The sequence below is a fragment of the Pedobacter sp. MC2016-24 genome (assembly GCF_015223055.1).
Classification (GTDB): Bacteria; Bacteroidota; Bacteroidia; order Sphingobacteriales; family Sphingobacteriaceae; genus Pedobacter.
In genome coordinates, this window is record NZ_JADFBX010000016.1 from 83,050 (window position 1) to 106,208 (window position 23,159).

21 protein-coding genes are annotated in these 23,159 nt (G+C 42.4%); 19 read left to right on the plus strand and 2 right to left on the minus strand.

Going from position 1 to position 23,159, the window contains the following annotated elements; all coding sequences use genetic code 11:
* Positions 1–28: 28 nt before the first annotated feature.
* The 4 genes from IM797_RS24175 to IM797_RS24190 all read left to right on the plus strand — a co-directional run bounded on the left by IM797_RS24175 (position 29) and on the right by IM797_RS24190 (position 4,849).
* On the plus strand, positions 29–2,566 hold the full coding sequence (locus IM797_RS24175; RefSeq protein ID WP_194129787.1) for a zinc-dependent metalloprotease: 2,538 nt from the start codon (positions 29–31) through the stop codon (positions 2,564–2,566).
* 111 nt (positions 2,567–2,677) lie between these two features.
* Entirely contained in the window at positions 2,678–3,268 is a 591-nt protein-coding gene (locus IM797_RS24180) for a TetR/AcrR family transcriptional regulator (protein WP_194129788.1), read from the plus strand.
* A gap of 37 nt (positions 3,269–3,305) precedes the next feature.
* On the plus strand, positions 3,306–3,530 hold the full coding sequence (locus IM797_RS24185) for a hypothetical protein (RefSeq protein WP_194129789.1): 225 nt from the start codon (positions 3,306–3,308) through the stop codon (positions 3,528–3,530).
* Between the two features lie 20 nt (positions 3,531–3,550).
* Positions 3,551–4,849 (plus strand): MFS transporter, encoded by a 1,299-nt coding sequence (locus tag IM797_RS24190; protein WP_194129790.1) that lies wholly within the window; start codon positions 3,551–3,553, stop codon positions 4,847–4,849.
* On the opposite strand, the gene IM797_RS24195 is transcribed toward IM797_RS24190, so the two are convergent.
* Positions 4,791–5,609, minus strand: coding sequence for a S9 family peptidase (locus IM797_RS24195; RefSeq protein WP_194129791.1), 819 nt, complete (start codon positions 5,607–5,609; stop codon positions 4,791–4,793). The two genes, IM797_RS24190 and IM797_RS24195, sit on opposite strands and share 59 nt — an antisense overlap.
* A gap of 171 nt (positions 5,610–5,780) precedes the next feature.
* On the opposite strand from IM797_RS24195, the gene hemA reads away from it, so the two are divergent.
* The 15 genes from hemA to IM797_RS24270 all read left to right on the plus strand — a co-directional run bounded on the left by hemA (position 5,781) and on the right by IM797_RS24270 (position 22,100).
* Positions 5,781–7,007 (plus strand): glutamyl-tRNA reductase, encoded by a 1,227-nt coding sequence (hemA, locus tag IM797_RS24200; protein WP_194129792.1) that lies wholly within the window; start codon positions 5,781–5,783, stop codon positions 7,005–7,007.
* 28 nt (positions 7,008–7,035) lie between these two features.
* On the plus strand, positions 7,036–8,613 hold the full coding sequence (gene hemC, locus IM797_RS24205) for a hydroxymethylbilane synthase (protein ID WP_194129793.1): 1,578 nt from the start codon (positions 7,036–7,038) through the stop codon (positions 8,611–8,613).
* A gap of 26 nt (positions 8,614–8,639) precedes the next feature.
* The gene (gene hemB / locus IM797_RS24210; protein WP_194129794.1) at positions 8,640–9,608 is read left to right on the plus strand and encodes a porphobilinogen synthase; all 969 of its coding nucleotides are present in this window, start codon (positions 8,640–8,642) and stop codon (positions 9,606–9,608) included.
* A gap of 28 nt (positions 9,609–9,636) precedes the next feature.
* Positions 9,637–11,010 (plus strand): glutamate-1-semialdehyde 2,1-aminomutase, encoded by a 1,374-nt coding sequence (gene hemL / locus IM797_RS24215; protein WP_194129795.1) that lies wholly within the window; start codon positions 9,637–9,639, stop codon positions 11,008–11,010.
* A gap of 36 nt (positions 11,011–11,046) precedes the next feature.
* Positions 11,047–11,913 (plus strand): sensor histidine kinase KdpD, encoded by an 867-nt coding sequence (locus IM797_RS24220; protein WP_194129796.1) that lies wholly within the window; start codon positions 11,047–11,049, stop codon positions 11,911–11,913.
* Positions 11,914–11,915: 2 nt separating this feature from the next.
* On the plus strand, positions 11,916–12,620 hold the full coding sequence (locus IM797_RS24225; RefSeq protein WP_015809248.1) for a response regulator transcription factor: 705 nt from the start codon (positions 11,916–11,918) through the stop codon (positions 12,618–12,620).
* Positions 12,620–13,135 (plus strand): hypothetical protein, encoded by a 516-nt coding sequence (locus IM797_RS24230; protein ID WP_194129797.1) that lies wholly within the window; start codon positions 12,620–12,622, stop codon positions 13,133–13,135. The genes IM797_RS24225 and IM797_RS24230 overlap by 1 nt, the downstream gene beginning before the upstream one ends.
* A gap of 16 nt (positions 13,136–13,151) precedes the next feature.
* Positions 13,152–14,174 carry a uroporphyrinogen decarboxylase gene (hemE, locus tag IM797_RS24235; RefSeq protein ID WP_194129798.1) on the plus strand — a complete coding sequence of 341 codons (1,023 nt, stop codon included), beginning with the start codon at positions 13,152–13,154 and terminating at the stop codon, positions 14,172–14,174.
* A gap of 8 nt (positions 14,175–14,182) precedes the next feature.
* Positions 14,183–14,731: a protoporphyrinogen oxidase HemJ gene (hemJ, locus tag IM797_RS24240; protein ID WP_194129799.1), complete on the plus strand. Its 549-nt coding sequence runs from the start codon at positions 14,183–14,185 to the stop codon at positions 14,729–14,731.
* A gap of 124 nt (positions 14,732–14,855) precedes the next feature.
* Positions 14,856–15,422, plus strand: a complete 567-nt coding sequence (locus IM797_RS24245; RefSeq protein ID WP_194129800.1) for an RNA polymerase sigma factor — start codon at positions 14,856–14,858, stop codon at positions 15,420–15,422.
* Entirely contained in the window at positions 15,412–16,122 is a 711-nt protein-coding gene (locus IM797_RS24250; protein WP_194129801.1) for a hypothetical protein, read from the plus strand. The genes IM797_RS24245 and IM797_RS24250 overlap by 11 nt, the downstream gene beginning before the upstream one ends.
* A 9-nt stretch (positions 16,123–16,131) precedes the next feature.
* Positions 16,132–16,953, plus strand: coding sequence for an outer membrane beta-barrel protein (locus tag IM797_RS24255; protein ID WP_194129802.1), 822 nt, complete (start codon positions 16,132–16,134; stop codon positions 16,951–16,953).
* Positions 16,954–16,979: 26 nt separating this feature from the next.
* Positions 16,980–17,972 carry an ABC transporter ATP-binding protein gene (locus IM797_RS24260; RefSeq protein WP_194129803.1) on the plus strand — a complete coding sequence of 331 codons (993 nt, stop codon included), beginning with the start codon at positions 16,980–16,982 and terminating at the stop codon, positions 17,970–17,972.
* Between the two features lie 152 nt (positions 17,973–18,124).
* Positions 18,125–20,692, plus strand: coding sequence for a DUF5686 and carboxypeptidase-like regulatory domain-containing protein (locus tag IM797_RS24265; protein WP_194129804.1), 2,568 nt, complete (start codon positions 18,125–18,127; stop codon positions 20,690–20,692).
* Between the two features lie 184 nt (positions 20,693–20,876).
* Positions 20,877–22,100 (plus strand): peroxiredoxin, encoded by a 1,224-nt coding sequence (locus IM797_RS24270; RefSeq protein WP_194129805.1) that lies wholly within the window; start codon positions 20,877–20,879, stop codon positions 22,098–22,100.
* A 24-nt stretch (positions 22,101–22,124) separates the two neighbouring features.
* Here IM797_RS24270 and IM797_RS24275 read toward each other — a convergent pair whose 3' ends face one another.
* A complete protein-coding gene (locus IM797_RS24275) occupies positions 22,125–23,093 on the minus strand; it encodes a zinc-binding alcohol dehydrogenase family protein (RefSeq protein WP_194129806.1) in 969 nt (322 codons plus the stop codon).
* Positions 23,094–23,159 lie beyond the last annotated feature (66 nt).

Here is a 23,159-nt window from a genome sequence, read left to right on the forward strand (position 1 = left end):
TACAACAAACAAACCAAAATAACATACAATGTTTAAACAAAAATCACTATTATTTTATTGTGCGCTCAGTCTGGGTACCTTCGTATCCGGATGCGCTATTTTTCACAAGAAAAAAGTACCTGCGCCGAAAGTTGTGGCTGTTGATCCCGCAAAGAAAACGGCCGATAGTCTGAAAAAGGCTACGGCATTGAAACCTTACGCAGAGATCATCACCAAAACAACCAAAACACAAAAGGGCTTCATCACCGTTCATCAGAAAGAAAATAAATACTATTTTGAAATTCCCAATGCCATTTTAAACCGGGAAATTCTTTTTGTAAACCGGGTGTCCAAAGCTTCTGCTGATATGCGTAACGGCGCTAACGGTTATGCCGGAGACCAGATTGGCGAAACGGTATACCGCTTTGAAAAAGGTCGCGATAAAAAGATCTTTTTAAGAAGGATTTCTTTTTCTGAATACAGTAAGGACAGCACCACAACGATGTTTGCAGGTGTCAGGAAAAACAATATACAAGCCATTGCAGCGGTATTTCCTATGCTTGCACTGACTAAAGATTCTTCTGCCACAGTGGTAGAGGTGACTGATTTTCTGAACAGCGACAATGATATTCTTTACTTTGAACGTAAGGTGTTTAAAGACAGGGCCGGTATGGGGGCGCAGCAAAATGACAAAAGCTATATTGATTATGTCCATGCTTATCCTAAAAATGTGGAAATAAGAGCGGTTAAGACTTATAGTGCAGGTTTAAATCCGAGCAGTTCAAGTTATACGATTGAGCTGAACTCATCCATGGTCTTATTGGATGAAAATCCCATGAAACCACGTTTACAAGATTCACGCATCGGTTATTTTTCGACTTCATTCAGGGATTTTGACGCAGATCCGCAAGGTGTAAAAACGACAACTTATGTCAGCAGGTGGAAACTGGAACCTAAACCGGAAGATGTTGAAAAGTACAAACGGGGTGAACTGGTGGAGCCTGCGAAGCAGATTGTATTTTACATAGATCCGGTTACGCCAAAAAAATGGGTTCCATATTTAATTCAGGGGGTGAACGACTGGCAGAAAGCTTTTGAAGCCGCAGGTTTCAAAAATGCGATTGTTGCGAAGGAAGCGCCAACCAGGGAACAGGACAGTACCTGGAGTATTGATGACGCAAGACATTCGGCGATTATTTACAGGCCTTCGGCAGTTGCGAACGCCATGGGGCCAAGCACGGTTGATCCGCGCAGTGGTGAGATTATTGAAAGCCATATTTTCTGGTACCATAACGTGATGTCGGTTTTGCAGCGGTGGTACATGATGCAGACCGGGGCCGTAGATCCAAGAGGAAGAAAAGCGACTTTTGACGATGAGCTGATGGGTAACCTGATTCGTTTTGTATCCTCTCATGAGGTAGGCCATACTTTAGGATTGATGCATAACTTTGGTTCAAGTTCTACCGTTCCGGTTGAGAAACTAAGAGATAAAGCCTGGGTAGAGGCACACGGACATACGCCGTCTATCATGGATTACGCAAGGTTTAACTACGTTGCCCAACCGGAAGACAACATCAGCGAGAAAGGATTGTTCCCAAGGATTGGCGATTATGATAAATGGGCCATCAAATGGGCGTACACCTGGCATCCTGAATTTGCCAGTCCGCAGGACGAGCAAAAAGTGCTGGTAAAAATGGCTACAGATTCTATCAGGAGCAACAAACGTTTGTGGTTTGGCAATGAGATGGAGCCGTTTGACCCAAGATCACAAAATGAAGATCTGGGTGATGATGCAGTTAAGGCCAGTACTTATGGGATTAAGAACTTAAAGCGGATCATACCGCAGGTTGGGCAATGGCTGACTGTTCCGGATGCAGACCAAAGTAAATTACAGGCTGGTTATGTTGGTGTTTGGGAACAATACCAGCTTTATCTGGGACATGTGATCAAAAACATCGGTGGTATTTATCATACTGTTAAGGTTAATGGAGAGCCAGGGCCGATTTATGAGCCTGTAGGTTATGATAAACAAAAAAGGGCAGTGAAGTTTGTGAATGACGAGTTGTTTAATACGCCAATGTGGTTAAACAACAAAGATTTAGCTCAGAAACTGGATCTGAACTTTGATGCGGAGCTTAACAATTTGCAGAAAGGAGCAATCAATGCGCTGGTGATGCGCAATCGGATTATGAAATTGTGGGGAAATGAACACAACGGGTCTGGTGTTAAAACCTATACCATTAGTGATCTTTTTAACGATTTGAATGCTGGAATTTTAAGGGAAGCACATAACGGAACGAATGTGGATTACTACCGTAGAAATTTACAAAAGGTATATGTATACAGATTATTGGAGCAAACTTTTATACCCAATGAGATGAACACCAGTTTTGGTTTGTCGACTTATAAATTTACGGCGACCGACCTGAAAGGATTGTTTAAAGCAGAGCTTAGGAAACAACGTGAACTTTTTGTTAAAGCGGCTAAAAAGCCGGGCCTGAACGCCCTGACCAAGGCTCATTTTAATGAAATGGTGGCTATGATTGACAGTAAGTTTACTGCGGACAAGAATGGACTGATCAATTGACAGTTTTCATCTGGTGTAAAAGGGGTATCATTCATTTGATACCCCTTTTTTTTTATTTATTATATAAATGAATGAATATTCATTTATATTTGTTGTACTAAATAAAACGATATGCGTGTTAGGGATGTAAATAAAGTTGAACTGGTTAAGCAGAAGGCTATTGAGTTATTGGTAGAACTGGGATTTGAAGGGTTTACGATGAATAAACTGGCTAAGGCATGCAAGATTTCTGTAGCTACGCTTTATATCTATTATCAGGACAAAGACGATTTGATTTTGAAAATAGGGATGGAAGAGGTCACGCGGATGAGTAATGTGATGCTGGAGGATTTTGATCCGGAATGTTCTTTTGCTGAAGGGTTGCGTCAGCAGTGGAAAAACCGGTCGAAGTGCATGCTGGACAATCCGGTGTCGGTCCAGATGATCGAGCAGTTGCGCAGTTCTACTTATCAGGAAAAGGTTTTCGAGGTTTTCGGCGATACTTTTAAAGTACCCCTTGGCAAATTTATGGAGAATGCGGTGAAAAGGGGTGAGATTGATCCCTTGCCTTTAGAGTCTTACTGGAGTGTAGCTTTTGGTCCGCTCTACAGCCTGATCCGTTTCCACAATGAAGGGCGTAGCCTGAGTGGAAAACCATTCGTTTTGACAGATGAAGTGCTTTGGAAGGCATTTGATCTGGTACTTAAAGGGCTTAGTAAATAAGTCCGGTTTTATTATTTTACAATTAACAATTACTGCGATGGAAATGAATTTTGAACACATCCTGCTTTTTAAAACAACCATCAAAACAGAAGCAGATAAGCACTTTATTGCCGGGGTTATGCAAGCACGGCAAATTGAACAGTGGACCGTAGATCTGCAGGATATTGATTGCGTATTGCGCATTGTATCGCCTACGCTCCAGACGACTGAAGTGATCGCATTCATTTCGGAAAACGGGTACCTGTGTGAGGTACTCACTTAATACATTTAATCAGACAAACAATGCAACAAACAACACCAATGATAGCAGCACCTTTTACCGGTTACCAGAAACTGGTCATTGCATTGCTCGCTTTGCTCCAGTTCACCATTGTGCTGGATTTTATGATCCTGGCGCCCTTGGGTGATTATTTAATGAAATCTTTGGCTATTGCACCTACAGGCTTTGGCCTGGTGGTTTCTTCTTATGCCTTTAGTGCGGGTGCCTCTGGTATCCTGGCTGCCGGATTTGCAGATAAATTTGACCGCAAAAAGCTGTTGCTGTTTTTTTACAGTGGCTTTATTTTAGGGACACTTTGCTGTGCGCTTTCTACTTCTTACGAGATGCTCCTGGGCGCGCGTATCGTAACCGGTCTGTTTGGCGGTGTGATCGGCGCAATTTCGATGACCATCACGACAGATTTATTTGAAGTTCATCAGCGTGGCCGCGTGATGGGTTTTATACAGATGACTTTCGCCGCCAGCCAGATATTAGGAATTCCGGTGGGCCTGTACCTGGCTAATCTCTGGGGCTGGCATTCTACATTCCTGATGATTGTGGGATTGGCTGTACTGATTGCTTTGACGATCATTTTTAAGCTGAAACCCATTGACAAGCACCTGGCTATACAATCGGATAAAAGTGCTTTTTTACACTTATGGCATGCCGTTTCTAATAAATCTTACCAGATTGGCTTTTTAGCCACGGCATTTTTAAGTGTGGGTGGTTTTATGCTAATGCCTTTCAGCAGCGCTTACCTCATCAACAACATCAACATTACACAAGCACAATTGCCGATGATATTCATGTTTACCGGATTGGGTACAATCATCGTCATGCCCTTAATTGGCAAGCTGAGCGACCGTGTAGATAAGTTTAAGCTCTTTGCTGCAGGTTCGGTTCTGGCGGTTGTGATGAGTGTGGTGTACACCAATCTGACCCCGATCCCGGTATGGCAGGTGGTGCTTGTCAACACGGTTCTTTTTGCGGGCATCATGAGCCGCATGATTCCGGCAACGACTTTAACCATGAGTATTCCGGATATGAAGGATCGTGGTGCTTTTATGAGTGTCAATTCCTCTCTGCAACAAATGGCGGGCGGTTTAGGCGCAGTTTGTGCCGGACTGATTGTAAGCCAGAAGACAAAGACCAGTCCGCTGGAACATTACAATACCCTGGGTTTTGTAGTTGCGGTGCTGATCCTGATCTGCGGTATTTTTGTCTACCAGGTTAGTAAAATGGTGAAGAAAAAAGAGGCCGATGCTATTGCAAAAAAGCCAGGCTCTTCTCCAATACCTGTTCCAAATGTGCTGGAAGTTTAGTTGAAGTATAAGGATGTGAAGCGCCATACACGTGATTTGCACCTGCAATTTTTTGAATTTTAGCTTTGATCTGGTGTTGAGCCAATTGCTGCGCCACACTAAATTTAACATTGACATCGTCATCCCCATGGAGAATTAACCATGGGGATTTCACTTTTTCAGCAGCTTTAAGGATGTTGTACGCTGATTTGTGCTGATTGAAATCCTCCAGTAAAGTGCTGTTTAAAGGCATCTTCTCTTTTGTGCGGGCGTTTTCTACATAGATTTTGCCTGTAGTCATCCATTCTGCTTCCTGCTCTTTTTTCCACAGACTTGAAAAATCGGCTATGGCCGACCAGGTTATGAGGTGCTGAATGCGTTTGTCTGCTGCGGCTTGCAGGATGGCCAGACCACCGCCACGGCTGTGCCCGATCAGGTTGATCTTTGTGTCCGGATACTTTTGCGCCACATCGCTAATCACCTGTTCCAGGTCGAACATTTCCTTGCTGACCGTATTTTCTGCAAACGCATTTAAATCTGTTACGTCATTCGGATTTTTTGCTGTTACTCCGCTGTGGGAAAGGTTAAATTTAATGAACCGGTAACCCCGACTGGCAAAAAAAGCAGCGCTTAAGTGATGTGCACCCCAATCTTTGAAGCCTTTAAAGCCGTGAATAAAAATTATGTTGTCTGGATCTGTGTTTAAATCGTCATAAGTGATATCGCCAAAGATGGGTTTTTCATCCGATCCGGTAAGTTCAAAGGGCTCTGTTTGTATCATAAAGGTAGTCCGCAAAGGTTTTAGATCAATATAACAAAAAATTAGTTTAGATGTTTAAAGGGAGGTCTTTATTTAAAATCTTTCTAAATAGCTCTTAATTACAGCATAATGACAGTGGAACAAGGTTGTGTTGTTACTTTTGTTTCGCTAAAAACAAAGAGGTAATACATTTTGGAATATTTAAAGATCATTGCTTTCACGCATAAACAAATCGACCTAAAAGCATTGGGTAAATTGGTGATATGTGAGCATACATTAGACGATAGATTGAAGAATCTTCAATCGGAGTTAGGTGTTAAAGAAATATTCTACATGAGTACCTGTAACCGCGTTGAATTTGTATTCACTTCGCCGGATCATTTAAGCAAAGCTTTCATCCTTCGTTTCTTAACTGTACTTGACATGGGGTTGCCCCAGCATTACATGGAGCAGTTCATTGAAAATGTATCTGCTTATGAACAGCTGGATGCTTTCAATCATTTGCTGCGCACTTCCTGCTCATTGGAGAGTCTGGTAGTGGGTGAGAAAGAGATCCTGGCGCAGATGCGCAAAGCCTATGAGTCTTGTCGCGTTGCTGGTTTTACCGGCGACTATATGCGGATGATCATGAACCGGGTAGTTAAAACAGCCAAAGAGGTTTATACGCATACCAACATTTCTAAAAATCCGGTATCGGTTGTTTCCCTGGCTTACCGCAAATTGCGCGATTTAAAAATGTGTGCAAATTCACGTTTGCTCATCATTGGGGCTGGCGAAACCAATAAGAACCTGGCGCAATACCTGAAGAAACACAAATATTCTAATTTTTCTGTGTTTAACAGGACGCTGGAGAATGCGGAGGCTTTGGCCAAAGAACTTCACGGAACGGCATATCCCTTATCCGAACTTGAAAATTACAATCAGGGATTTGATGTCATTATCACCTGTACCGGATCAACAGAGCCGATCATTACCGAAGAAATTTATAAGAAACTACTAAACGGAGATACAACTAAAAAAGTCATCCTTGACCTGGCGATTCCAAATGATACCGCTGCAGAAGTGATCAATAACTTCCCGGTGTATTACATTGAAGTCGAATCATTGAAAGAAGTTGCCCGTAAAAATATTCAGGAACGTTATGATGAGCTGGTGAATGCCGAGCACATCATTGAAGAAAACATCAAAGATTTTGGCCTGGTTTTGCGTCAGCGTAAAATAGAAATCGCCATGAGTTGCGTTCCGCAAAAAATTAAGGAAATTAAGCATACCGCTATCAATGGTATTTTTGCTGAAGAGATCAACAATATGGATGAAAACTCCAGATTGGTATTGGAAAGAGTGATGGATTACATGGAAAAAAAATACATCAGTGTTCCAATGGTTATGGCAAAGGAGATATTGGTAAAGAATAGCTAAATTTACCGAAAAAAATACCATCAAAAACGTGAAAAGACTTATTATAGGTACAAGAGGCAGTGATCTGGCTTTATGGCAGGCTAATTTTATTAAGGATACACTGGCCGGTATTGGTGTAGAAGCCGAATTGAAGATTATCAAAACCCAGGGCGATAAGATATTAAACCTGCGCTTAGATAAACTGGAAGGTAAAGGTTTTTTTACCAAAGAACTGGAAGAAGAACTTTTAGGTGGTACCATTGACATCGCTGTACACTCTCATAAAGATTTACCAACGGTACATCCGGCCGGACTGACAATCGCAGCCGTTACGGAACGCGAAGATCCATCTGAATTGCTGCTGATCTTAAAAGATTGTGTAGACATCAGCAAAAAACTGTCTCTTAAAAACGGGGCTATGGTTGGCACTTCTTCCAACAGACGTAAAGCACAATTGCTGGCCCTGCGTCCGGATTTAAATATAGAAGATTTAAGAGGTAACGTACCTACCCGCATCCAGAAATTAAGGGATGAGGATTACGATGCCATCATGATTGCCAAGGCAGGCGTGAACCGCTTGAATATCGATCTTTCAGAATTTCATGTAGAAGTGGTGGATACCACAGAACTGGTGCCGGCCCCTGCACAAGGCGCTTTGGCCATCCAGATTCGTGAAAATGATACCGAACTGTTTGAAGTGCTCCAAAAAATTCACCATGCAGATACCGCTGCCGAAATTGGCGTGGAACGTAAGGTGTTGAATTTGTTTGAAGGGGGTTGCCACATGCCTTTAGGCTGCTATTGCAAAAAAGAAAATGGCCTGTTTGAAATCTGGACTTCTAAAGCAGAGACCGATGAGGACTTTCCCGACCGCTTGTTTTACCGGGTGGAAAGTCTGGACGGCATGGCTGAAAAGATTGTGGCTAAATTTAGTGCCGAAAGAAAGTTTCCTGCCAAAGTTTTTATTTCAAGGGAAGTTGGCGAGCATAATTATTTAAGAAAGGCGCTTGAAAAACATCAGATAGAAATTGATGGCAGGTCGCTGATCCGTACTTTTCCAATTGTGAATGTACTGGATCCTTTTTATTTGAAACACATTGACTGGATCTTTTTCAGCAGCAGGAACGGGGTAGATTATTTCTTTAACCTGAAACCGGTATTGCCTAAACATGTGAAGTTTGGTGTAGCTGGTCGCGGATCTGAAGACTCCCTGAGACGTGCCGGTCATTTAGCCGATTATGTTGGCGAAGGTGGCGATATTGAAGATGTAGCCGCGTTGTTTGCGGAACAGGTTGCCGGGCAGACGGTATTATTTCCGAGAGCTCAGGATTCCCTGTTAACCATACAAAAAGCATTGAAGCCGGATACCAGAGTGATTGACTTGCCAATTTATGAAACGGTGATGGAAGATGATATTGACCAGACTTACGCAGAGGTGCTGATCTTTACCAGTCCGTCAAATGTGGATGCCTATTTTGTAGACAACCTCCTGGACCCGGGCCAGCAGGTAATTGCCATTGGCAATTCTACAGCTAAGAAATTTGACGAGATGGGGTTGAAGTATATTTTGCCTTATGCGCCCGATGAGATTGGTCTGGCCGAAGCTGTTTTCGGTATAGATGTATAAAGAGCAAAGATTAAAGAACTAGAGATATGGTACACCGTCCGCGTAGATTAAGGAAAAATCCAATTGTGAGAGAGATGATAGCCGAAACCCGGTTAGCTAAAGACATGTTTATTTACCCGTATTTTATTGTGCCGGGTAAGGATGTGATCCATCCGCTGGAGGCGATGCCTGGCATCAGTCATTTTTCTGAAGATACCCTGGTTAGGGACGTAGAACAAGGTTTAAAACTGGGCGTAAACAAAATTATGCTTTTTGGTGTTGGGGATGAGAAGCGTGAAGATGCAGCTTCTGCTTATCACGACCATTCGCTGGTGCCTTCTGCGGTACGTTTGCTGAAAAAGAATTTTGGCGACGACTTATACGTGGTTACCGATGTTTGCGTTTGTTCTTATACGACACACGGTCACTGCGGTATTTTGAAAGATGACTATGTGCAAAACGATGCTACAGTAGAAGTGATTGCAAAAATGGGATTGGCCCATGCCGAAGCTGGTGCAGACATGCTTGCGCCTTCGGATATGATGGACGGTAGAATTGCTGCGATGCGTAGTGTATTGGATGGTGCTGGTTATGTCAATACAGCAATCATGTCGCACGCTACTAAATTTGCTTCGGCTTATTATGGTCCTTTTAGAGAAGCTGCAGATTGCGCACCAAGTAAGGGCGACAGAAAAGCTTATCAAATGGATTTCAGAAATGGCAATGAAGCATTGAGAGAAGCCTTGCTGGACGAAAGTGAAGGTGCTGATGTGTTGATGGTGAAACCTGCCCTGGCTTACCTGGATGTGATGCACAACCTGAAACAGCATACGGATCTTCCCATTGCCTGTTACAATGTATCGGGAGAGTATTCCATGGTTAAGGCCGCTGCGCAAAGGGGCTGGATTGACGAGCAAAAGGTAGTGATGGAGACCATGCATGCTTTTGCACGTGCCGGAGCCAGCATTATTACCACATATCACATCCGTGATATGGTAGAACAGAAATGGATATAAGTGACTTTTATATAATTTTATATTTGAAATGTTAGAATCTTTAAAAAAAATGTTCTCAGGAAATGAAGGTGACATGCCGGTTAACACAGGTAGCAAACCAGATATTTCAAGAGAAAAATCGGCAGAACTATACGAAAAGGCGAAGAACTATTTTCCAGGTGGTGTAAACTCTCCTGTAAGGGCTTTTAAGTCTGTTTATGGTACGCCTCTTTTTATTCAAAAGGGCGATGGCTGTTTTGTATGGGATGCAGATGGAAATCAATTTATAGATTTTTGCGGCAGCTGGGGACCTCTGATCTTAGGACACAACCATCCTAAAGTAAGGGAAAAAGTTACTGAAGTGATGCAGTCGGGCATGAGCTTCGGCGCACCGACAGCATTGGAAAATGAACTGGCTGAGCTGATCATTAAGAACAATAAATTTGTAGAAAAAATACGTTTTACAAGTTCTGGTACAGAAGCGGTGATGTCGGCGATCCGGCTGGCACGTGGTTTTACCGGACGGGACAAGATCATCAAATTTGAAGGCTGCTATCATGGGCACACCGATTCGTTATTGGTTAAAGCAGGCTCTGGCCTGGTGACCTTTGGTGAAACGTCTTCAGCAGGTATTCCGAAAGCTTTTGCACAGGAAACCATTGTATTGCCGTTAAACGATACTGAAGCCTTAAAGTTGGCTTTTGAACAATTTAAAGACGAGGTAGCTGCGGTTATTATTGAGGGCATTCCTGCAAACAATGGTTTATTGATGCAGGATGCTGCTTATATTGAGTTTTTACAAAACATTTGTAAAGAAAATAAAGCCCTGCTGATTTTTGATGAGGTGATTACGGGTTTCAGGTTGGGCTTTGAAGGTGCAGCAGCGCATTATGGTGTAAAACCTGATATTGTTACTTACGGTAAAATTATTGGTGGCGGCTTACCTGTAGGTATGTATGGTGCTTCTGCTGAAATTATGGGACATATTTCTCCTGATGGTGGCGTGTACCAGGCTGGTACACTGTCGGGCAACCCGGTAGCAATGGCTGCTGGTATTGCACAACTCACAGAACTGTTGCGTTCCGGTTTTTACAAAGACCTGAACAATAAGGCCAGTGAGTTTGCCGAAAGTATCCAGCGTTTTGCCACAGCCAGAAATTACAAGTTAAAAGTATTTCATGTGGGCTCCATTTTCTGGATGGCCTTCACCGATAAAGATAAAATCCAGTGCGCAGCGGACATTGATCCTGCCAGCATGGAGAAATTCAAAGTACTGCACCGCGAGTTGTTGAACAGGGGTATTTATTTAGGTCCCTCTGGTTATGAAGTAGGATTTGTTTCTGCAGCACATACCAAAATAGAACTTGAAAAAGCCAAACGTGCTATTTTTGATAGTTTGGATATCGTTTTCAGAAATAAGTAATAAATAGGTATATTTATAAAGGTAAAATAGATAATCTTGAAGAAATCGATCGTTATATTTTATTTCATGTTGCTGTACGCTTTGGTACAGTTGATCTCATGGGGCTCATTGGTTGTGAAACTGGAACCTGCCAGAATGGCAATGGTGATGGGCGAAGGATCGGTTTTTTTATTTTTACTTTGTATCGGTGCTTATTTTTTGCATCAGTCCATCAAAAAAGAAGAGCGCCTGCGCGAGCAACAGCAAAACTTCTTATTGTCGGTAACCCATGAGCTCAAGTCGCCTTTAGCTGCCATTAAGTTATCTATCCAAACCATTGTCAAAAGAGATTTGGATAAGGCCAGACAAACTTCCCTGTTGAGCAATTCACTGAAAGATATTGAACGTTTAGACGATCTGGTAGAGAATATGTTGTTGGCTACCAAGATCGAAAACCGCTCCTATTCGTTTCCTAAGGAGGAATTTGACTTTTCTGAACTCGTTACTAAAATCACCGACCGCCTGCAGGTGCATTCTTGTGGCTGCGAGCAGATGATCACACCTGTGATTAAACCGGGCATTAAAGTAATGGGCGATCAGTTTGCACTTTCTTCTGTGGTGACCAATCTGGTTGAGAATGCGGTCAAATATTCTGGTCCATGTGCCGATGTTTCTGTTGAACTGACGCAAAAAGACGGGCATCCTTTCCTTAGGGTTTCTGACAAAGGACCCGGAATTCCTGATGGTGAAAAGATGCTGATTTTCGATAAATTTTATCGTGTTGGTGATGAGAATGTCAGAAAATCAAAAGGAACTGGTTTAGGCCTGTTTATTGTTAAGGAAGTATTACAAAGCCACGACGCTGATATCAGCGTTAGAGATAACGTACCGCAAGGTGCTATTTTTGAAATAACATTTAGTTGATTATGCAACAGAAATTAAGAATATTGCTGGTTGAAGATGAAGACCATTTATTAGATGCCATAAAACTTAACCTTGAGCTTGAAGGTTATAAAGTTCACGCCGTTAAAGATGGTAAAACCGCTTTAAAAGTTTTTAAAGAGGAGCGTTTTAACCTGATCATTCTGGATGTCATGCTTCCTGAAATGGATGGTTTCCAGGTTTGTGAGACGATCAGACTTGAAAATACAGAAGTTCCAATCCTTTTCTTAACCGCTAAAAATACGAGTGAAGACCGTGTAATGGGCCTTAAAAAAGGTGCTGACGATTATTTAGTGAAACCATTTAACCTGGAAGAGCTGATTTTAAGAGTAGGTATTTTGGTGAAACGCAGCATGAAAGCAGATGACCTGAAAGAAATCAATTCTTATAAAATAGGGGATAAAACCATTTATTTCAACTCTTTTGAATTGAAACAGGATGATGGTGTCATTGTACCGCTGACCAAAAAAGAGACCATGCTGCTCAAATTACTGATCGAACGCAAGAACGAAGCAGTATCGCGTGAGCAAATTCTGGAAACGGTATGGAATTATGATGTTTATCCTTCTACCCGTACCATTGATAACTTCATTTTAACCTTCCGTAAATATTTTGAGCCAGATCAGAAAAATCCGGTTTATTTTCATTCCATCCGTGGCGTAGGTTATAAATTCACAGATATTCATTAATGTATAACGCCAAAGGTAGGTATGCCCTGATGGCTGTTTTTGCCATCGCCGGGTTAGTATGCCTGTATTATCAACAGTATCAGCTGGCTGCAATAGCCGGCTTTTTGCTTGCATTCGTTTTGTGGAGCCATTTTAAACACAGCTCCATATTGCTGGCCTCCAAGTATTTTAAGAATGGCGACTATGAGCGGGCGCGACGTTTATTGAGCGAGGTGCCCAATGCTGACAGATTGGCAAGAAACAGACGCGGCTATTATGAGTTTATGCAGGGTAACATTGCCCTGAAAAGCGAAGATTATGCTGCGGCGGAAACCCATTTTCAAATCGCCAGCCGCTTTCCACTGGGTGGTAAAAACGATAAAGCTTTTGTATTGATCCACCTTGCCAATCTGGCATTGCGCCGGAAAGACAAAGCGCGGAGCAAGGCTTATGTAGAGAAAGCCAAAGAACTGGCCGTCACTGCAAAAGCACAGGATATAATTAGTAAAATAGAAAAAGAAGTTAACAGCTTATAAAAACAGAAAGATTTAGATGAACACGTTATTTTTAGATGCCGCATTTTCGAAGCAAACAGAGCGCCCACCGGTATGGATGATGCGCCAGGCAGGTCGTTTTATGCCAGAGTACTGGGAGATTAAAAACAAATACTCCTTTTTGGAAATGTGTAAAACACCTGAAATTGCTGCAGATGTAACGATGTTACCAGTTGATTTGCTGGGTATTGATGCCGCAATTTTATTCTCTGATATTTTGGTGACCGGAGAAGCGATGGGGGGCGATTTGAGTTTTACCCAGGGTGTAGGACCTAAATTTGCGAATCCTGTACGGACACTGAAAGATGTTGACGCATTGGAGGTTGATGTTTTAGACCGCCTGCAATATGTGGCTGATGCCATTAAAGTGATTCAGCAACGTTTAAATGGAAGCATTCCTTTGATCGGTTTTGCTGGTGCCCCTTTTACGGTGATGAGTTACCTGGTTGAGGGTGGTTCTTCTAAAGATTTTAAACTGACCAAATTGCTGATGCACAACCAACCGGAAGTTGCACACAAATTATTGGCTAAAATTGCAAAAGTAACAGCGGATTACCTGAACTTACAAATTGCTGCTGGAGTAAATGCCGTTCAGATCTTTGACAGCTGGGCTTTGGCTTTGTCCTGGAACGATTACCAGGAATTCTCCCACCGTTACATCCAGGAGATCATTGCCAACTTAAACCGTAAAGATATTCCTGTAATTTCTTTCTGTAAAGGCAGCTCGGTTTTTGCACCGATTATGGCTGAAGCTAAGCCAGATGTGATTTCGGTAGACTGGAATGCCGATTTATTGAATATTAAAAACAGTTTGCCTGCTGGTATTGCAGTACAAGGTAACCTGGATCCACATATTTTATATGCAGAGCAACATGTGATCAAAAAAGAAATCCTTCGCTTGTTTGAGCGCATGCGCGGACAAAATGGGTTCATCTGTAATTTGGGGCATGGTATTATGCCTGATATTCCATTTGACAATGTAAAGTACGCCATTGAGGTAATTAAGGACTTTAAGTACTAAGGCTAGACATGGAAGAATACTATTTATACATCATGTCTGTTCACATCATCTTTGTGGTGAGTTGGATGGCAGGATTGTTTTATAGTGTGCGTTTGTTCATTTACCATACCGAGGCCAAAGACAGGCCTGAGCCGGAACGAAGCATTTTACAGAAAGAATACGAAAAAATAGAAGCCAAGCTTTGGAATATCATTACTACCCCGGCCATGGTACTTACCGTACTTGCCGGGATTGGCATGGTTTGCATCCGGCCCTGGTATCTGGATATGCCCTGGTTCCAGGTCAAACTGGGCTTTGTGGCCTTGTTACTGGTTTACCATTTCATCTGTCAGAAAATCATGAAACAGCTGAAACGCGGTGAATCCAAAATCAGCTCATTTAAGCTTCGTTTATGGAATGAGGTGGCAACTGTACTGCTGGTCGCTATTGTGTTTACTGTGGTGTTAAAAAGTGCAGTAAACTGGGTGTATGGTTTGGTTGGGCTGATTGTGTTTTCTGTGGTCATCATGATGGGGGTGAAGTGGTATAAGTATTACCGCAAAAAGAACAATTGCTAAAGAAATTGTATCAAAGAATTCAATGATAGCTCCTGAAAAGGGGCTATTTTTATTTGATTATTTTTTTAACCGGCCATGCAACCTTTTGTTTAAACCCATCGTCATCTAGTTACCAAACACACAAATGGAATTGACGCAATATAGAATTGAGGACTTATTAGCAGGATGCAAAGCCGGTAAGCGGAAGATGCAGGAAGCGCTATACCGGCAAACAGCGGCGAAGATGCTGGCTGTTTGCATGCGTTATGCAAAAGATACGATGGAGGCAGAAGATTGTTTACAACTGGGTTATATGAAGGTTTTTCAAAAGATTGGGGAATATCGCGGGGATGGCAATTTTGAAGGTTGGATGAGAAAAATCATGGTCAATACAGCTATTGAATCTTATCGTAAAAATTTGCGGCAGATGAACGTATTGTCTATTGAAGATACACAGGAACCCGCTTCAACAGGCTTTGATTTGAATAGATTGGGCATACAGGATTTAATGAAACTGATACAAAAGCTGGCCGATGGCTATCGCATTGTATTTAACATGTATGCCATTGAAGGCTATTCTCATCAGGAAATAGCTGCTGAACTGGGAATCTCGGAAGGTGCGAGCAAATCACAGTTGTCCAGGGCAAGAGCGATATTAAAAGCAGAAATTATTAAAATGGAGGGCATAAACTATGCAACATATGCAGGATAAAGCATTCGACCAATTGTTTAAAGATGCGTTGGATCATGCTGAAATACAGCCATCGGCAGATTTATGGAACAACCTGGCTAAGGATTTAAAGGAACCGGTGGTTAAACGTCAGCTTCCCATATACTGGATGGTTGCCGCTGCAGTTGCGGTGGTACTCTTGTCTGTACTGTTGTTCGTACCTGGTCAGGAAAAAATTAAACTTCAGGGCGCCCCGATGGCTGTCCAAGATACCCGTGTTGCACCTGTTGTTGTGGAACAAGCCGCTTCAACTCAGGATGCAGCCATTACAAATGGAGACAACAGTACGCCACTGGTCATTGCTCCACGCGTAAATGAGGTAGACATGGAAAAAGATTTTAAGGCCATGCAACCAAAAGAAGCTTTGGCTCGTCATGATCTTAAAAAGGTAGCCCTTGTCCCTGAAGTAAGGCAAGCGATGGGACCTGACCCTTATGCCGGGCAGGATGTGGTCATGGCCAAAGTGGATGCGACTGAGGTACCTGATCAAAATGTAACTGCTGAAACTGAAGAACCAGAACATAAAGGAATCCGGAACTTTGGGGACCTGGTCAATTATGTAGTGGATAAGGTAGACAAGCGGGAACAGAAGTTTTTAAAATTTAGCTCTGATGAGGATAACTCTTCATTGATTGGTATCAACATCGGATTTATCAGATTGAATGCAAAACGACACAAATAAACTATGAATATGAGAAGTTTACTATTTAAAGCGCTTATAGGTAGCGCACTAACATTTGCTTTGACGCCTGCAATCGCTCAGGTAACTACTACATTGGATACCACCACTGCTGTAGTGAAGAAAAGAAAGGTTTTTAAGGCCACACTGAATTTAGGTGGTGCTGAGCATGAAAAAAAGGATAGCGTTCGCGCTGCTGAAGGAAAACAGGGACGGTTTATTGGTGGGATTACCATAACGCGTGTGGATTTAGGCTTCAGCAGATTGGTGGATAACAACAGCTTTACGCTATCTCCGCAAAATGATTTTCTGGATTATAAAGGCGGAAAAACCAGTACATTCTCTTTTGACATCGTACAAATGGGATACCGTTTCAACCAGCATTTTAAAATTTATGTGGCCGGTGGTTTCGACTGGACACACATCCGTTTGCGTAAGGACATCACCATTCAACGCGATAAGCCAGAGTTGACTTATGTGGAGGATGATGTACATTTTTCTAAAAACCGTTTTTCAAGCAGCTATGTACACATGCCTTTGAACTTTGAGTTCAGAACCAGCAAAAATGAGAATGACAAGCGTTTTTACTTTGTAGTTGGTCCTGAAATTGGATTTCTTTTAAACGGCAAAATCAAACAGATCAGCGAGGAGCGTGGAAAGCAGAAGTTTAAAGACGATTACCGTTTCCAGGCTTTCAGGTATGGTGGTACCTTCCGTATGGGATATGGTGGAATTGGTTTGTTTACCAAGGTTTACTTCAATGATATGTTTGCCAGTGCACCGCAAAAAGGCCTGACCAATATGTCCTTCGGTTTAACATTTGGGCTGAATTAAGCCCATTTTGTTTTATATTTGCCTTTGTGGAAGAACCAATCATCAGCGTTAAAAACCTAACCAAACAACATCAGACAGCACAGGCCTCGGGTATTTCCGATATCAGCTTTGACATCCTTAAGGGAAACATTGTGGCCATACTTGGCGAAAGCGGAAGTGGTAAATCTACCTTGCTGAAGTCTATTTATGGTCTGCTAAAGGTAGATGAAGGAACAGTTAGTTTTTTTGGAAAACGGGTGCTGGGGCCAGACGAGCAGTTGATCCCCGGCCACAAAGAGATGAAAATGGTTACCCAGGATTTTTCATTGAACATCTACGCGAAGGTTTATGACAACATTGCGTCTATGCTTTCCAACACCAATGTGCAGTCCAAACACCAGAAAACGATGGAAATGATGCAGCACTTGCACATTGAACATTTGAAGGACAAAAAGATCACCCAACTGAGTGGGGGCGAACAGCAAAGGGTAGCCATTGCAAAGGCGATGGTCAGCGATACTTCAGTTTTGTTACTTGATGAGCCTTTTAGCCAGGTGGATGCCCTGCTCAAGAACCAATTGCGGGCAGACATTAAACGGGTCGCCGCAGAAACCGGTGTGACCGTGGTTATGGTATCACATGACCCTGCAGATGGCTTGTTCCTTGCAGATGAACTGCTGATTTTAAAAGATGGTCAGCTGTTGCAGCGTGGCAGACCTGTAACTGTTTACAATAATCCTGATCATGTGTATACTGCACAACTGCTGGGAAATGCCGTGGTACTGTCTGCTGAAGATGCCTTAAAGCTGGGTGTTGAGGTGAAAACTGCACATGCCGTATTTTATCCGGAATGGGTGGAGTTGAAAAGCACCTGGAACAGCCGGCGGTTCGAAGTCAAAGATGTGTATTACAAAGGTTTTTATGAAGAACTGCTATTGGAAAGGAATGGGGTAACGATCCGGGCGATACAATTGAACCGGGGTGAGCATAAAAAGAATGACCATGTTCAAGCTGCAATTGGCCGTTTTTTAAGTCTGTAATTTCCTGAAGCTCTTATTTAAGGCTTTCATTTTTCATTTTGATGTCATAACATTTAGTGTTAAGCTTTAACCTGACTTTTTTAGTATAAAATTCAAAAGTTGAGTATTAACTTTGCTGGGCTTAATAAGTTTTAAGCGATAAATTAAATGTTGTGAATCGTCACCAATTCAATAAATCATTTTTCTCTACACTTGTAGCTCTTTTCCTATTCAGCTTGTCTGGTTTTGCGCAGCAAACCACAATCAGCGGATTGGTAAAGGATGCAGCTACAAAAGAGACTTTGCCATATGTATCTTTCATCATCACCGGTACCCAAAAAGCGGGAAGAACCGATGCTGATGGTAAATACACAATCACGGTATCAGGCAATTACGAGAGCATCCGCTTTAGTTATGTAGGTTATAAAACCCAGGTTAAAGCAATTAAGCCAGGTATTGCCCAAACTGTAAATGTCATGATGCAACCTGAGGCTACACTGATGAACGAAGTGGTCATCTCTGCAGGTAAGCGCCAAAAATACAGGAACAAAGAGAACCCGGCTGTAGAACTGATCCGCCAGGTGATTGCCAACAAGGCAAAAAACCGCATGGATGCCTATAATTTTGTGGAATACCAGAAATATGAAAGGATGTTGTTCTCGATGAGTAACCTGTCGGATAAATTCAAGAACAAGCGCATGTTCCGTAATTACCAGTTCTTATTCCAGGAACAGGACTCTTCAAAAATAGGTGGAAAGACTTTATTGCCGGTATTTCAACAGGAAAAGCTGTCGGACAATTATTTTAAAAAGAGTCCGGAGAAGCTGAAGACTGTGGTGATTGCAGACAAGCGCGTTAATTTTGATGAGCGTTTCATTGACAATCAAGGCTTAACGGCCTATTTTGACCGGATGTACCAGGACATTGACATTTACGACAACAACGTTTCTGTGGTCAGTAACCAATTGTTAAGTCCGATTGCAGATGGCGGCCCTACCTTTTACAAATATTTCATTACCGATACCATTGTCAATCACAATCCGAAGCTGATCGAGCTTTCTTTCATGCCAAGGAACAATACCGACCTGTTGTTTGAGGGTAAGCTGTACATCACCATGGATGGGAATTATGCCGTTCAAAATGCTTATTTAACAGTCAATAAAAACATCAATCTGAACTTTGTGCGGGCTTTGGAAGCCAAGCTTGATTTTGAACAAAATCCGGACAAGCGTTACCATTTGAGCAAAAGTAACCTGCTTGTTGATTTTGGATTGTTGAAAAACGGGGGAATGGGTTTTACCGGTGAACGTACGGTTAACTATAAGGAGTATAAAATTAACCAGGAACGACCGGATACGACTTACCGTGGTGCGGGACAGGTTTTGGTGGCTGCAGGAGCAGAAACCAAGTCGGAACAATTTTGGGCCAGCAACCGTCCCGAAACGTTGAGCAATACCAATGCTTCGGTTTACCATAACCTGGATACTTTACAGCATATCCCTTCTTTTAAACGCACAATGGACATTGTAACCTTGTTTTTTGCCGGTTATAAAGACTTTGGGCCATTTGAAATGGGCCCGGTAAATACATTTTACAGTTTTAATAGTGTAGAAGGTTTTCGCTTGCGACTTGGGGGACGTACAACACCTAGTTTGAGTAAACGTTATTATTTTGAAACTTATGGCGCTTACGGTTTTGATGATCAGAAGTGGAAGTACTTTTTAAGTGCGACCTACTCATTGAACAACAAATCGATTTATGCCTTCCCTCAGAACTATATACGTGCAAGTTTTCAGCGCGATACCAAAATTCCTGGTCAGGAGCTGCAGTTTGTACAGGAAGATAACTTTCTGCTTTCCTTTAAAAGAGGGGAGAACAACATGATGCTGTACAATGATTTTTACAAGATTGATTACATTCACGAGTACGAAAATCATTTTTCTTATACCATTGGCCTGCGCAAATGGAATCAGAGTCCGGGCGGATCATTGTATTTTAGTCGCGGTAACAGTTCCAGTCCTTTTGACCGGATCAATCAAATCAATACCTCGGAGGTTTCATTAGGCTTACGGTATGCCCCGCACGAGAAATTTTACCAGGGTAAAGTTTACCGCACCCCATTTGTAGACCGCTATCCAATTTTTAACCTGCGTTATACTGCCGGAATTAAGGGCGTTTTGGGTGGGGACTACAATTACCATAACCTGATGGGGAGTATAGACAAGCGTTTCTATTTATCGCAGTTTGGTTATAGCGATGTCACCGTTGAAGGAGGCTATAATTTTGGAAAAATACCTTTTCCATTGTTGTCTATCCACAGGGCTAACCAGACTTATGCTTACCAGTTACAGTCCTATAACCTGATGAATTTTATGGAGTTTGTGAGTGATCACTATGCCAGCCTTAACATTGATCAGAATTTTAATGGTTTCTTCTTCAACAAAATTCCTTTGCTGAAACAGCTGAAGTTGCGTGAAGTGGCTTCCTTTAAAGTACTGTATGGTGGTTTAAGGAATGAGAATAATCCTGCAGTCAACAACGAGGCCATGCAATTTGTACGCAATGCAGATGGTGTGCCGATCACGTATGCTTTAAACCGCGAACCTTACATGGAAGGTAGTGTTGGTGTGGGTAATATCTTTAAAATATTAAGGGTAGATGCAGTGAAAAGGTTCAGTTACCTGAACAATCCGAATGTGTCCAGCTGGGGAATCCGCGCCAGGGTTAAATTTGATTTTTAAACCACAGCCGATTGCTCCAATCGTTTGATGTGATGTTTGAAATAAATGACAATACAAAAGACTACTAATTAAGTAGTCTTTTGTATTTTTGTACCATTGACAATTTGCTATTCAAAACCGATTTGTTTCCTGATGCGCATATCGGTGTTTTGTAATGGTATATTGTTCATTAATTCAGATCAACATGATAAAGAAATATGTATTTCTGGGAATAAGCATACTTACCTCCTTATATGCTGTGGCCCAAACTGATTTAAAACAGGGAAAATGGCGTGCAACATTGCAACGCCCGGATGGTTACCAGATTCCGTTTGAACTGGAGCTGAAGCGGCAGAGTGGAAAACTTGAATGTTACATTGTAAATGGGACAGAACGCATGAAAACTGAGCAGATTGTAAAGTTTAAGGATTCTCTATTGATCCGGATGCCAGTCTTTGAATCTTACTTTCGGGTGAAGGTGGTTAATCAGGATAGTTGGAATGGGGTATGGATTAAGGGAGGTTCAGAGAAAGACCTGGTGATTCCCTTCGTAGCTGTGGCTGGCAAAAGCAGGTTCGAATCCACAAAGACCGGTACCTTGCCACAGGTACAGGGCAAATGGAAAATTGAATTTACCCGGGCCAACCAAACGAAAAGACCTGCAATAGGTGAATTTATCCAAAACGGGCAGTCCGTTCGCGGTTCTGTGCTGACGCCTGCCGGTGATTATCGTTATCTGGACGGCATTGTTAAAGGAGACTCTCTGCTGCTGTCAACTTTTGATGGGATTCATGCTTTGTTATTTACTGCTAAAATAAGTAATGCACAGCTGGAAGGCCATTTTTACAGTAGCGCTTCTGTTCCGGAGCCCTGGATTGCCATAAAAGATGCGAATGTAAAACTGGATGCCCCGGTAACTACAGTGAAAGCAGGAAGTGACGGTAAGCTGGATTTTAGTTTTAAAGATTTAAATGGAAATACCGTTTCCCTGCAGAGTGAGCGGTATAGAAATAAAGTGGTGGTGATCCAGTTGATGGGATCCTGGTGTCCAAACTGTATGGATGAAATGGCTTTTTTAAGTGAATATTATCGTAAAAATAAGGATCGTGGTGTGGAAGTGATTGCGCTGGCTTATGAGCTGAGTACAGATGAAGCCAGGTCTAAAAAAAGCCTCCAAAAATTCCAGCAACAGTTTAAGGTGCAATACCCCATACTAAATACCGGTGTGGCCGTTGGTGATCCGAAACGTACAGAAAAAACTTTGCCTCAATTGTCAGAGATCAAAGTTTTTCCTACCAGCATCATCCTGGACAAAAATGGTGTGGTCAATGAGATCAATACTTCTTTTTACGGCCCGGGTACCGGCGAATACTATGTGCGGTATAAATCAGATTTTGAAAAGCGCATTGACGGTTTATTGGCTAAATAGGCCGTTGCTGTATTGTATGTCGGGTTAGATGGTTACGACAAGTCTTCTCCCCTCAGCAATTTCCATATCCCAGGCCTTTTCAATGTCCTGGATCTGAACAGTAGCGACTTCCATCTTTAACTTTTGATCTGCGGCCAGCTGGAAAGCCTCCGGAAGGATTTCACTGAACAGCAGTTTAACTTCTTCTTTTGTCCAGCTTCCCAAACCGGAACCGGATAGCCGAAGGTCTATGCTGCGCAGTACTTGCGACGATAAAGTGATGTTGTCTCCAGCCATCGCACCTACAGCTACAAATCGTGTTTTGGGGGAGAAGGTGCCTTTACCTTTCAAGGCGGCGAGGATCATTTCTGCCGGATGACTCCAAAGGTAATCGATCACTACATGGATGGGGCTCAGCGCGTGGATACCTTTCAGTTGTTCAATAAAAGCATCATCATCTTGATTTAAAGATATCAGTACATCTGCACCCAGGTTGGGCAGGCTTTGGAGTACCTCTTCACTTCGGCCAGTTACGATGATTTTTCCAGCACCATATTGCCGGGCCAATTGAATGGCTATTTTACCCGTAATACCTGTTGCACCATTGATTAAGACCGTTTCTCCGACCTGCAAACCAGCACGGAACCGCAATGCCATAGCCGATCCCATAATCGCATTGGGAAGTGCTGCGGCCACCGAATCGTCTAAATTTTCAGGGACAGCCGTAGTCCAATCCTTTAAAAATATGGCTTGTTCTGCCATGGTTCCATTAACACCAATACCGTAAATGCGCTGGCCATTAGGCAAGGTGCCAACGCCATCGGTACCCACTACAACTGGTTTTGTTGTTTTTTCTGAAGAATAGTGCTTACCGCTGGCTTTCGATTTGTCTAGATTTTTTACGGCCACAGCCTTTATCTGCACCAAAACTTCCTGGTCATTTTGAACCGATGGTTCATCGATTTCTGTATATTGAGGTATTTCTCCTGCCTGATTGATTGTTGCTGCTTTCATTGTCTTTGTATATTTTACCCGACAAATTTATCGACTTCAGCAAAGGGCTACGATAACATTTGTTAT

Excerpts from the sequence above, each read along its gene's own strand:
- IM797_RS24195 (WP_194129791.1), bottom strand. The coding sequence starts at position 5,609 with ATGATACAAACAGAGCCCTTTGAACTTACCGGATCGGATGAAAAACCC.
- hemL (WP_194129795.1), top strand. The coding sequence starts at position 9,637 with ATGTTAGAATCTTTAAAAAAAATGTTCTCAGGAAATGAAGGTGACATG.
- IM797_RS24175 (WP_194129787.1), top strand. The coding sequence starts at position 29 with ATGTTTAAACAAAAATCACTATTATTTTATTGTGCGCTCAGTCTGGGT.
- IM797_RS24225 (WP_015809248.1), top strand. The coding sequence starts at position 11,916 with ATGCAACAGAAATTAAGAATATTGCTGGTTGAAGATGAAGACCATTTA.
- IM797_RS24190 (WP_194129790.1), top strand. The coding sequence starts at position 3,551 with ATGCAACAAACAACACCAATGATAGCAGCACCTTTTACCGGTTACCAG.
- IM797_RS24230 (WP_194129797.1), top strand. The coding sequence starts at position 12,620 with ATGTATAACGCCAAAGGTAGGTATGCCCTGATGGCTGTTTTTGCCATC.
- IM797_RS24275 (WP_194129806.1), bottom strand. The coding sequence starts at position 23,093 with ATGAAAGCAGCAACAATCAATCAGGCAGGAGAAATACCTCAATATACA.
- IM797_RS24185 (WP_194129789.1), top strand. The coding sequence starts at position 3,306 with ATGGAAATGAATTTTGAACACATCCTGCTTTTTAAAACAACCATCAAA.
- hemJ (WP_194129799.1), top strand. The coding sequence starts at position 14,183 with ATGGAAGAATACTATTTATACATCATGTCTGTTCACATCATCTTTGTG.
- IM797_RS24270 (WP_194129805.1), top strand. The coding sequence starts at position 20,877 with ATGATAAAGAAATATGTATTTCTGGGAATAAGCATACTTACCTCCTTA.
- IM797_RS24180 (WP_194129788.1), top strand. The coding sequence starts at position 2,678 with ATGCGTGTTAGGGATGTAAATAAAGTTGAACTGGTTAAGCAGAAGGCT.
- hemB (WP_194129794.1), top strand. The coding sequence starts at position 8,640 with ATGGTACACCGTCCGCGTAGATTAAGGAAAAATCCAATTGTGAGAGAG.
- IM797_RS24250 (WP_194129801.1), top strand. The coding sequence starts at position 15,412 with ATGCAGGATAAAGCATTCGACCAATTGTTTAAAGATGCGTTGGATCAT.
- IM797_RS24245 (WP_194129800.1), top strand. The coding sequence starts at position 14,856 with ATGGAATTGACGCAATATAGAATTGAGGACTTATTAGCAGGATGCAAA.
- IM797_RS24255 (WP_194129802.1), top strand. The coding sequence starts at position 16,132 with ATGAGAAGTTTACTATTTAAAGCGCTTATAGGTAGCGCACTAACATTT.
- hemE (WP_194129798.1), top strand. The coding sequence starts at position 13,152 with ATGAACACGTTATTTTTAGATGCCGCATTTTCGAAGCAAACAGAGCGC.